The 11,061-nt window shown below is 35.8% G+C and carries 6 protein-coding genes; 5 read left to right on the top strand and 1 reads right to left on the bottom strand.

From position 1 onward, the window contains the following. Positions 1-24: 24 nt before the first annotated feature. Positions 25-942: a carboxylesterase family protein gene (locus tag FEF17_RS13255; protein ID WP_139002896.1), complete on the bottom strand. Its 918-nt coding sequence runs from the start codon at positions 940-942 to the stop codon at positions 25-27. A 294-nt stretch (positions 943-1,236) separates the two neighbouring features. On the opposite strand from FEF17_RS13255, the gene FEF17_RS13250 reads away from it, so the two are divergent. Genes FEF17_RS13250 through FEF17_RS13230 form a run of 5 tightly spaced genes read left to right on the top strand, consistent with a single transcriptional unit; the run spans position 1,237 to position 11,058 of the window. Beyond that, positions 1,237-2,523: a hypothetical protein gene (locus FEF17_RS13250; protein WP_139002895.1), complete on the top strand. Its 1,287-nt coding sequence runs from the start codon at positions 1,237-1,239 to the stop codon at positions 2,521-2,523. 6 nt (positions 2,524-2,529) lie between these two features. Next, positions 2,530-3,735: a hypothetical protein gene (locus FEF17_RS13245; RefSeq protein WP_139002894.1), complete on the top strand. Its 1,206-nt coding sequence runs from the start codon at positions 2,530-2,532 to the stop codon at positions 3,733-3,735. Positions 3,736-3,762: 27 nt separating this feature from the next. Further along, entirely contained in the window at positions 3,763-6,225 is a 2,463-nt protein-coding gene (locus tag FEF17_RS13240; protein WP_139002893.1) for a T9SS type A sorting domain-containing protein, read from the top strand. Positions 6,226-6,245: 20 nt separating this feature from the next. Further along, positions 6,246-9,458, top strand: coding sequence for a SusC/RagA family TonB-linked outer membrane protein (locus FEF17_RS13235; RefSeq protein WP_139002892.1), 3,213 nt, complete (start codon positions 6,246-6,248; stop codon positions 9,456-9,458). Between the two features lie 10 nt (positions 9,459-9,468). Beyond that, positions 9,469-11,058 carry a RagB/SusD family nutrient uptake outer membrane protein gene (locus FEF17_RS13230; protein WP_139002891.1) on the top strand — a complete coding sequence of 530 codons (1,590 nt, stop codon included), beginning with the start codon at positions 9,469-9,471 and terminating at the stop codon, positions 11,056-11,058. The last annotated feature ends 3 nt before the right edge of the window (positions 11,059-11,061 follow it).

The raw sequence follows: 11,061 nt of genomic DNA, 5'->3' as shown, positions 1-11,061 counted from the left end.
ACCATTGAATTAGCGATAGAATAATTAATCTGGGCGTTTATATTGCAACATCCAATTAACAATGTCTACATCGAACACCTCCCCAGTTTGGTTTTTGTCCCAAAAGGTTTGATCATAAACACCATGGTCTATACGATGGTACTGTCCATCAAAATCATCTTGGGTAAAAACAGTAATCTTCTGATGATTTTGGTCAGGATACTGTGCTTCAAACTTATTCGCTACGCTCGTGGATCTGCTTACGGGTAAGGTTGGATCCCGTTGTCCATGAAACATCCAAAAAGGCATTAACTTTAACCCTTCAATTTTAGTGTCATTTACATCCACAGTTCCCGCCAAAGAAACCGCGGCAGCAATTAAGCTGGCATCGTAACTAAATGAATTGAGATATGTCCAAGTTCCATAGCCGCCCATACTAAAACCTGAAAGGTAAATTCTATTTGTATTGATTGCATTCGGATATGTATCGATAAGATATTCAATAAATTTTTTCAATTCATCTCCCTCCCAATTCGCTGACGTTTGAGGAGCAAAAACAGGAAGGGCTACTTTAGGGCTCCACAAACCAAGTTTTATAGCACGTATGGCTGCACCTTGATCTACCTTGTTTAAATCATCAGGATTGTTTGCACTGTTTCCTCGGTTTCCAAACCCATGGAGGAAAACTAAAATGGGATATTGTTTTCCGTCAGTACCAAACCCTTCAGGTCTTCGAACTACATATCCATAAGGAGATGTGTTTTCGCCTTTTAAACTTTGCTCCTTTACATAAGTAGCACTTGTTGGAAGGTTTACTAAATCAGTATCGTCACTAACGAGTGCTAATTGTTCTATTTCTGTAGTAGTAGCATCATTAGGAACCGTTGCTTCAACATCATCGTTTTGTTGGCAAGCAGCCATTTGTATTGCAATAATACAGGTAAATATTGTTTTAAATTTCATAGTATACCATTTAGAGATATAAAAATATAAAACCAATAAAGGTTAAAGGTTTTTGTTCAATTAAGTTTAAAAACAGTTTTCAACCTTATTTTATGATGGTTGTTAGCTACAAAGTATGGCTTAAATGGTTGTTTTTTAGATTCATGTGTTGTTTTCGGGTAAGCTGAGCAATTATTTTTCAAAAGGATGTGAAATTAGGTTTTGACTACTATTTAAACCTAGTTGAATTGCTTTTCTACCTATTTTGTTTCTTTTTTTTGGATTTTGCAGTATCGATAATTTATCTGAATACAAATGAAAAAAACAAAAGCATTTTACTTACCCATATTGCTTGTTGCAGTAGGTTTAATTTACTTTTCAATAAGTGCATTTAATAATAGTGAAACCAATCAAATTAAGAAAGCTGAAAAGAGTATTGAATCTTACAATTTTGCCATAGGAACTCAAACTGTAGGGGCAAAATATAAGTTTACAGAGAAGACTATGTTGGTAGAAACGGCGAATGAGATTAAAAACATGGGCTCTAATCTTCTTAAGTTTTCTATGCACCCTAGATATTGTTCAGAAAATTATGGATTACCAAAAAACGACAATATAAACTCGCTTACCAAATTGGCAACTCTAGAGCCATCTATGAAAGAGGTGTTGGATATGGATTTTAAGTATTACCATATTTGGGTTTATGGATTTTCTCAATACACGCCAGAACCAGTAGGTAAGAAGGACGATACGGCTCAAATAAAATTCATAAACGGATACCCTGAGAAACACAAAGAGGCTTTGTATAAAGAGGTGTATGATTTTACATCACACCTTTTAAAAACATATAGTGGTTCTGGTAAAGTTTTTTATTTAGGAAACTGGGAAGGCGATTGGCATTTAAGGTCAGATTATGATAGAACGAAGCCCGTGAATCTGAAAACTTTAGAGGGTATGACGCAATGGGCAATAACGAGACAAAAAGCTATTGATGATGCTAAAAGGGATGTAAAGCACAGTAAGGTTGAGGTGTATCATTATATAGAGGTTAATTTGGTTAGAAAAGCTTTAATGGAACCAGAGGCAAAAGTGGTTGCCAATAGTATTGTAAATGTAGTAAATCCAGACTACGTATCGTATTCTTCGTATGATGCTACTAACCCATATAAAAAAGAAACAGCGTTAAACGAAAACCTTAAAAAATCACTGGATTATTTGGAGTCACAGTTGTCACCAAAAGAAGGGCTACCTTCTGGAAAGCGCGTATGGATTGGAGAATATGGTAACCCTAGCATTCATCACAATGATGAAATGCAAAATTTACGCTCTATCTGGACCATAAAAACGGCATTGGAATGGGGTACGCCTTTTATTTTGTATTGGGAGATGTACAACAATGAAATTAAAAAGGAGACAGGAGAACAAGTAGGATATTGGCTGATTGATGATAAAGGTACAAAACAACCCATTTGGCATACACACAACAATTTTTACAAAGAGTCTAGGACTTTTGTTAAAGATTATTTAGATAAAAACAACTTGCTTCCCAGTTTTGATGTCTTTAGAAAACATGCGTTGAAGTTTAAAAGTTTAAACCCATAAAGTCTTATGAACCTAAATAGATGCCTTCTTTTTTGTTTGCTTTTGTTAAACGGATTATTGTTTGGGCAAAAAGTGGATTATGACCCCATATTTGAGCTTGAGGATTACAATTTTGTATTGGGTACCCAAGGTATAGGCGGTAAATACCAGTTTACCGATGATTCGAAGCTGGTAGAACAGGCCAAACACATCCGTTCTATGGGGTCTAATATTTTAAAAATTTCTTTGGGGCGAAATACTACAAAATCATACAACTTAAAAGAAGTCGACGCCAATACAACTTTAGAGCTTTTTAAGGCCATTCCGGATTTCAAGGGCGTTTTTGACATGGACTTTAAATACATATTTGCATGGGTACACACACTTACCGATGTGAAATGGAAAAACCGCATTAATAAAAAGGAAGAACAAGCGCTTTACGACGAAATGTTCGAGTTTGCCACATACCTTTTAAAGGAATATAACAATTCTGGTAAAACTTTTATGATTGGTAATTGGGAAGGCGATTGGCTGTTGCATTCAGGTTTTAACAGAAACATGACACCTCCAAAGAATCATGTAGATAATATGACCAAGTGGTTTCAGATAAGGCAAAAAGCCATTGATGATGCCAAAAGAAAAACCGAACACAAAAATGTGGAAATCTATCACTACGTGGAGGTGAATTTGGTTTTAAAAGGGATGCAGGGCAAAACCTGTATTTCAAAAGATATCCTTCCTAAGGTTGATGTAGATTTTGTGTCGTATTCCAGCTATGAGGCGATTAAGAACAAGAGCTATGACGAGAAAAAGAATACATTAAAAGGAATCTTCAACTATCTGGAAGGGCAACTAAAACCTAAAAAGAATTTACCATTTTCTAGAAGAGTTTATTTGGGAGAGTATGGCTATCACGCTAATAAAAATAAGCCTGAAACTCTAAAAACGCAAGACAAAGAGACTAAAGAGATTATGCAAATTGCACTGGAGCTGGATATCCCATTTGCACTACACTGGCAGATGTATAATAATGAATATGATAAAAATACAGGACGTTCAAAAGAGATGTCACTTATAAATGAACAAGGAGAAAAAAGACCGCTGTATTATTTACACCAGAATTTTTACAAAAAAATGAATGCTTATTTAGAGGGCTATAAAAATGAAAATAAAGCATACCCTCCGTCAGACGTATTCAGAAAAAAGGCTTTGGAGGTTTTAAAAGCCTTGTAGTCAAAAATAAATTGCAAAAAAAGAACTATGAAAAAAATTACTAATAACAAGCTTATACTTCTAGTGTTTAGCTTTTTCTTAACGCTGTCAACTACATATGGGCAATTATCACTTATAAGTGATCAAAATATAGATTTTTCCGAGGCTATAACAACCGTATCCAATGGTAATTGGAGTGACTCTTCAATATGGAGTACAGGGGTTGTGCCTACAGCTACAGATGATGTTAGTATTGAAGGGAATCATACCATATACATCGATGTACAAGGAACGACATCTGGTCAGGTTGTGGATTTATGCAACAATTTAAGAGTAAAACAGGGAGGTGTGTTGCAAATGGGACATAACACGCCCAATTTTGCAAAAGACTTGCGTATAAATGGTAGTATTTTATGTAATGGTACTTTTTCTGCTGGTAGAAACCAGCCCTCGGGTGCTGGAGATGGACTGATATATGATTATAACAGTCGTATATACTTAAATCTAAATGAAGAAACAACATATGTATCGGGCTCAGGTTTTTTTAATCCCAAGTCCTTAAACATTTCAAGTTCTTCTGGAGAAAGAAATTTGGTTATAGACCTATACAATATAATTATAGATGATAGTTTTGCTATTAAATCTAATAATAGGGTTAATGTAACCATTAAACATTATTCCTATATTAATATTAAGCAGAACCTTGGTCTTACAGGTAGTACTTACCAATGGAGCTTACCAACGGCTAAAGCAGACTTAACAATCGAAGGTGTCGTAATTGCCAATAATGTAAGTCTGTTTACAAAAAATACAACGTCAGGAGATTCATCTTCTTTAACAATAGCAGATAAGGGGAGTTTATATGTGCAGTCAATCAATGAAGGCGATTTAAATGTAATAAGTGAAGCAGCTGGTTTTAATCTAAATATAAGTACAGACGGTCTTTTTAGATTAGGAGAGGGTGTTGATTTTGATAACCTGCTTCAAAGCAATCCTAATTTTAATTTTACTAATAATGGTGAGTTAAGGGCACATTATTCAAGTACGTTACCGACTAAAGCACAAATTACGTCTGCCATTGATGCAAATGACCCAAACCTTGGAGTAGATGTTAGTCAAATTCAAAATATTTTTGGGTCTAGTCATATCGCTGGTTGGTATAATTTTACCGATAGACCTTATTTGTTGGAAGGATTAGATTATTATAAAGATTTTGGAGCTACTTCCATTAAAACAACACTAACAGCTATTAACGGAAAGATGTTTAGTGCCTACCCCTTTAACCATACATGGCCAAGTTTTCCAACATTAAAGGATGTAGCCCAACATCAATATATTGATTCCTTGTTTAAAAGGAAGCATATAAAAACACATACATTTTGGACGACTACAAAAAATAAGGGCGATTGGAAAAAAGGCCCCGACTTCGACCATAGCAGTTATTTAAATGAAGAACAACAATTTTACGATTTAACCAAACACCTGCTGGAGACCTATGGAGCAACGCGAAAAACCTTTGTATATCAAAACTGGGAAGGTGATTGGATGCTACGAGGGCAAGGCGTACTGTGGGAACAAGACCCAACACTTATACCCGATGATGTTGAATGGGATATTGAAGGTATGGCTCGTATGTTTAGGGCTAGACAACGAGGTACGGAGCGAGCAAGAAATGAGGTTTTTAATGATTCAGTAAAAGTTTACCATGGTATTGAGTTTAATAAACTATGGTGGAATGACAGCGGTACGCGTAAAACCATGATGGAAAGTGATATTCCATGTGTTATAGCTGATGTAGCCTCTAAAACGAGATTAGATTTAACCTCTTGGTCTGCTTACGATGGAGGTTGGACTAATAATGCTAATCCTCACGGACATGCTATGTGGAAAGGCTTGGAAATAGCACGCTATTTTACAACAGAAACAAGAGATCTTCCTTTTAGTTTTCCAGTACAAATAGGGGAGTTTGCTATTAATGAAAATCCACCTTATAATGGAAGTAACACCCAATCGGTCATAGAAAACCGTTATGGCAGGTATATCGGGGTGGCATTAGGGCTTAATATACCGAATTTCTATTTATGGAATTTGTATTGCTCTGGACAACAAGGAGCACCAAATGGTTTTACCTGGGAAAAAGGCGTGCAATACGAAGATGATTTTCTTTATGAATGGATGGATGGTAAATGGCTAATTGAACCAGATGGTTCTTGGGGTCATGCCGCTAATTTTTTAATGGAACAATGGGCTATAACGCTATCAACAGAGTCTCCAGAAAGCATCAGCAATGTAACAATATATCCAAATCCTGCCATAAATGAGGTTAACTTAAAGGGGGTAGAGAGTGGTGCTAGAATTTTATTTTTTGATATTCATGGCAGAGCCTTAAAAATGTTTACCTACCAGCAAAATGAAAATATTGATGTTTCTGGATTAAGTGCTGGTTCATATATAGTACGTATTCAAGATACAAATAAGTCCATTGAAATAAAAAAACTAATTATTAACTAAAATCAAACTAAATTTAACTTATGAGAAAATTAATTTTATTTGTTTTATTGTTCCCTGTCTGCCTCATGGCACAGGAAATTAATATAAAAGGCAAAGTACTAGACAAAGAAACAAAACAGCCTTTACCTGGTGCCGCTATTCTTGTAAAAGGAACCTCCAAGGGAGCCGTCACAGATTTTGACGGGGAATTTCAAATTGATGCAGAGAAAGGAGCCGTACTTGTATTTTCATATATAGGTTATAAAACTACAGAATTAAAGGTTTCTTCACCTTCGGTTCAAGTTCTTTTAGAATCTGATATTTCACAGCTTGATGAAGTTGTGGTAAGTGTAGGTTACTTCGATGTTACTAAAAAAGATTTATCGGGTTCAATTGCTCAGGTTACAACAGAGCAACTGGAGAAAAATAGAACAAACTCTATAGAACAAATGCTACAGGGTCAAGTAGCTGGTGTTGTTGTAAATGAAAGTTCAGAACCAGGTGGAGGCATTGCCATTTCTGTTAGAGGAACAAACTCTATGCTTGGTGGAACGCAACCTTTATATGTAATTGATGGTATTCCAATTGACCCACTAACAGATGCCGAAGGAAATGGAGGCTCGGGGCAATCACAAAGCTCCCTTAGCTTTTTAAATCCAAATGACATAGAAAAAATGGAAGTGCTTAAAGATGCCGCGGCTACAGCAGTTTATGGAGCTAGAGGAGCCAATGGGGTTATTATTATTACCACAAAAAGCGGCGGAAAAGATGGGGGCAAAGATGCATTAACACTAACAGTTGATAATTTTATTACAGACGTTGTAAAAAATATTGGTGTTATGGATGGCCCTCAGTTTGAAGATTATATGAATCAAAGAGTCATTAACCAATTATATGTAAATATTACTGACCCGCAGAGGGCAGGTGGTGCTTTTGATGGCTCTCAACCTTTAACCGTAGATAATTACCCAGAATTAGCAGCTTTTAATTTGCCTTATCCTACTACTACAGGAGTTAACAATAATTGGCAAGATTTAACATATCGAATGGCATTTTCAAATGCGTACAATCTATCATATCGTGGCGGAGATAGAAAAAGAAATTTATCTGTGAGTTTAGGCTTTCAGGATATTGAAGGTGTTATTATTAACACAGGTAATAAGAGAGTGACTTTTAATGTGAACGGTAAAAGAAAAGCTTTCAATGATAAAATTGATATTTTTACAAGAACTAATATGGCTTACAATACAGGTAATGCTGCTTCTGTAGGTAACAGTCAAATTTTCCAACAAAGAAGTGTGGTGTCGCAAGCGTTGCAGTTTCAACCCATTTTTGATATTTTGGAGCCTGGACAAGATGATGATATTTATGCAGATTTAAATGAAGGAAATGTTATTTCAAATCCTTACACACTAGCTAAGTTCGTGACTGATAGAAAGCAATCCGTTAATTTTATTCAAAATGTTTCAGTATCCGCTAAAATAACCCCAAAACTAACGGGAGTTGTTAAAGGCGCTTTTAACTATCAAAAAAGTAATAGAGATAGTTATTATCCAACGAATACCACACGGGGTAGAAGAAATAATGGTGAGGCTACACAATCTTTTATAGAGAACAAGAAAATTTATACCGAAGCAAGTTTACGTTATAGAAACAATTTTAAAGGTCACCGTGTTGATGCTATTCTTGTAGGTACTTATGAGAATAATAATATTCGCGCTATGTTTAACAAGGCATTTGGCTTTGGAAATGATGCAACAACCTTTTATACTTTTGAGTCGGCAACAGATGTATTAGTACCTATTGCACAATTTAGAGAGTTTGGTTTATTGTCTGGGCTTGCTAGAGTTGGGTATAATTACAAGAGTAAATATTATATAGATGTAAATACACGTATAGATGCGTCTTCTAAATTTGCCGAAAATAATAAAAGTGCTATTTTCCCTTCTGTGGCGTTAGCTTGGGCAATTTCTAACGAAAACTTTTTAAAGAATTCTAATTCAATTTCTAATCTAAAGCTAAGACTATCTTATGGTAAAACGGGAAGTAATCCTATAGCTCCTTATCAGTCACTAGCGCTTTTAACACCAATTAGATATAACTTTAATAATCAGTTGGTAACAGGTTTTTATGAATCAAACTTGGCTAATGATGACTTAACTTGGGAAACTACAGACCAATTCAATGCCGGTTTAGATATTGGACTTTTTAATTCTAAGGTTGGCTTAACCATAGATACCTATTATAAGTTGACTTATGATTTACTTCAAAATGTAACATTGCCAGCATCAAATGGTTTTGCAACGATTGTTGACAATTTTGGAGAAGTTGAAAACAAGGGTATTGAATTGGGTATTAATGCAGCGCTTTTTGATACTGATAAATTTGGATGGAATGTATCAGGTAATTTTTCATTGAATAGAAATAAATTAGTGAAACTAAACTCTAATTTAGAATTTCAATTGGGGCCATCAGTCGGATTTAGTCAGGCAAACCCAATTATGTTTATGGAAGGGCAACCTTTAGGTATTTTTTGGGGAGCTCAAACCAATGGAATTTATCAAGACTGGGATGAAGCTATAGCTAGTGGTATTGATGGTGCTGCTCCGGGAGAAATTAAGTACATTAATAATTCGGTTGATCTTGATGGTAGTGGTCAACCATTGGCAACACAAGAGATTAATTTTGAGGACTATGTGCAAATCGGTGATCCTAATCCTGATTTTACTGCTGCGATTACCAATAATTTCAGATTAGGTAATTGGGATATGAGTGTATTATTCACAGGTCAAAAAGGAGGTGATATTTTCTGGGTAGACTCTTGGGCCTTAACCGGAAACCAAAACAGTAGAAATGGCTTGTTATCGTCTTTTGAAGATTCATGGAAAGCACCATTAAATGTTGATGCTTCTGGTAATGTTACCTATAACCCAGCTGATGGACAAACGACTAATGTTGGTAACCCAGCACCGCTTACAGACCCTGGGCAAAGAGCTATCGTTTCAGACAGGCAAGTTTTTGACGGGTCATACATAAGATTAAAAAACCTAAATATTGGCTATACCATTAACTTTAAAAATAGTAAAAGTTTAAGGTTATATGCTACGGGTCAAAATTTGGTGACTTGGACAGATTACCCAGGTTATGACCCAGAAGTGCAAACGTATAACAAAGACCCTCAGAGAAGAGGTGTTGACTTTGGAGGGTATCCAGGTACGAGAACCTATACGTTAGGATTAAAGTTTAATTATTAAAAAATTGATTATGAAAGCATTTAAATTGAAAAACATGAAATTTAAGTTGTGTTATTTACTAATTGTTTCATTCATTTTTGTTAGTTGTGATGAAGCATTAGAGGAAGAGCCTTTTACGCAAATAGGAACAGATTTTTTCTATCAAAACGATACGGATGCATTGGCTGCAGTAACAGCAGTTTATGCCCAGTTAAAAAGTGGTGTTGGTTATTACAGACAGCAATTTTTATCCAATGCTTTTGCGGCCTCGGATCAAGGAGCCTCTAGTTGGAAACATGGGAATTTTAGAAGAGGTACTATAGCTAACACAGACCAAAATTTGCCTAACTTTTGGAAAGAAGCTTATGTTGGCATAAAAGATGCCAATAATGTGATAGCTAGGGTGGCTCAAACAAGCAATATAGATGAAGAGCTAAAATGGAGAGTAATTGGAGAGGCAAGATTTTTAAGAGGTTTAAATTACTTTAACCTGGTAAGGTGTTTTGGAGAAGTACCACTTAGAACGACACCAGTACAACCAGGAGAAGAAGGGTTACCAGTGTCTCCTATTGAAGATATCTATGAGGTAATTATTAACGATTTTCAATTTGCGGCAGATAATTGTTGGGGATTTAATGAAACTAGAAATGGTTATATCAATAATATTGGAAGGGTAACAAAGGCGTCAGCACATGCAATGTTAGCTAAAACCTATTTACAAATAGCCTCTTCAAAGCGCAGTGCTATGGCTGGGGTATTAGGCAATGAACGCTATAATGGTATTTCAGAATCGCCAGAATCGTATTACCGAATGGCCAAAGAGCAATGTGATTTGGCGTTAAACGAAAACGGTTATCAATTGGTGTCTAATTTAGAAGATTGGAAAAATATTTTTTCAGCTTCAAATGGAAATAACCCAGAATTGTTATTTGATGTGCAAGGTTCCTCAATTGTGGAACAAGGTACCGCAGTTTCCAATTTATTTTGTCCTAGAAACGCTGGCCTTAGCGGAGGTGGCTGGGGTGGCACCAATAAAATGCAAGGAGGTTTTATAAATAACAATATAGACAAGACCGATATTCGATTTCAAAACTCCATTATTCAGAATTTTCAAGACGCTACCAAAACATATGTCTTGAATCCTAATAGTACGGGTTATATCAGGACCATAACCGCAACAGGGGCAGCAAATGGAAACTTGAACGTAGTATATACATCAAAATATATCGATACCAATGCTACAACAGAATATACAAGCCAACAAAATTGGCATATTATTCGCTTGGCAGAGGTTTATTTGATGCGTGCAGAAGCTTTGGCAGAGATTAACCAAGACCCAGCTATGGCCAACGCTGATTTAAGTACATTGAGGAATCGTGTGAGTATGGATAATTTTGACGGGACTGGGCTATCTATGGAAGAATTCAGGCATGCCATTTTGCATGAAAGATTTCAAGAATTATCATTAGAAGGCCACCGCTTTTTTGATTTAACCAGAATGGGTGTTTATGATGAATACTGTAGGTCAAGTTATAATAATACGGTTGGAGCAAGGCAGCCTGAAGATTATACCTGGCCAATTCCGTTAATTGAATCGTCTGCAAACGGAAACATAGATTAATAA

This window comes from Hyunsoonleella aestuarii (assembly GCF_006148925.1).
Lineage (GTDB): Bacteria > Bacteroidota > Bacteroidia > Flavobacteriales > Flavobacteriaceae > Algibacter_D > Algibacter_D aestuarii.
Note: the sequence above shows the minus strand (reverse complement) of the source record. Positions and strands in the feature narration are given on the sequence as shown.

What these genes read in the sequence shown, in the direction of transcription:
- FEF17_RS13255 (WP_139002896.1), bottom strand. Translation starts at nt 942, where the DNA reads ATGAAATTTAAAACAATATTTACCTGTATTATTGCAATACAAATGGCT.
- FEF17_RS13250 (WP_139002895.1), top strand. Translation starts at nt 1,237, where the DNA reads ATGAAAAAAACAAAAGCATTTTACTTACCCATATTGCTTGTTGCAGTA.
- FEF17_RS13245 (WP_139002894.1), top strand. Translation starts at nt 2,530, where the DNA reads ATGAACCTAAATAGATGCCTTCTTTTTTGTTTGCTTTTGTTAAACGGA.
- FEF17_RS13240 (WP_139002893.1), top strand. Translation starts at nt 3,763, where the DNA reads ATGAAAAAAATTACTAATAACAAGCTTATACTTCTAGTGTTTAGCTTT.
- FEF17_RS13235 (WP_139002892.1), top strand. Translation starts at nt 6,246, where the DNA reads ATGAGAAAATTAATTTTATTTGTTTTATTGTTCCCTGTCTGCCTCATG.
- FEF17_RS13230 (WP_139002891.1), top strand. Translation starts at nt 9,469, where the DNA reads ATGAAAGCATTTAAATTGAAAAACATGAAATTTAAGTTGTGTTATTTA.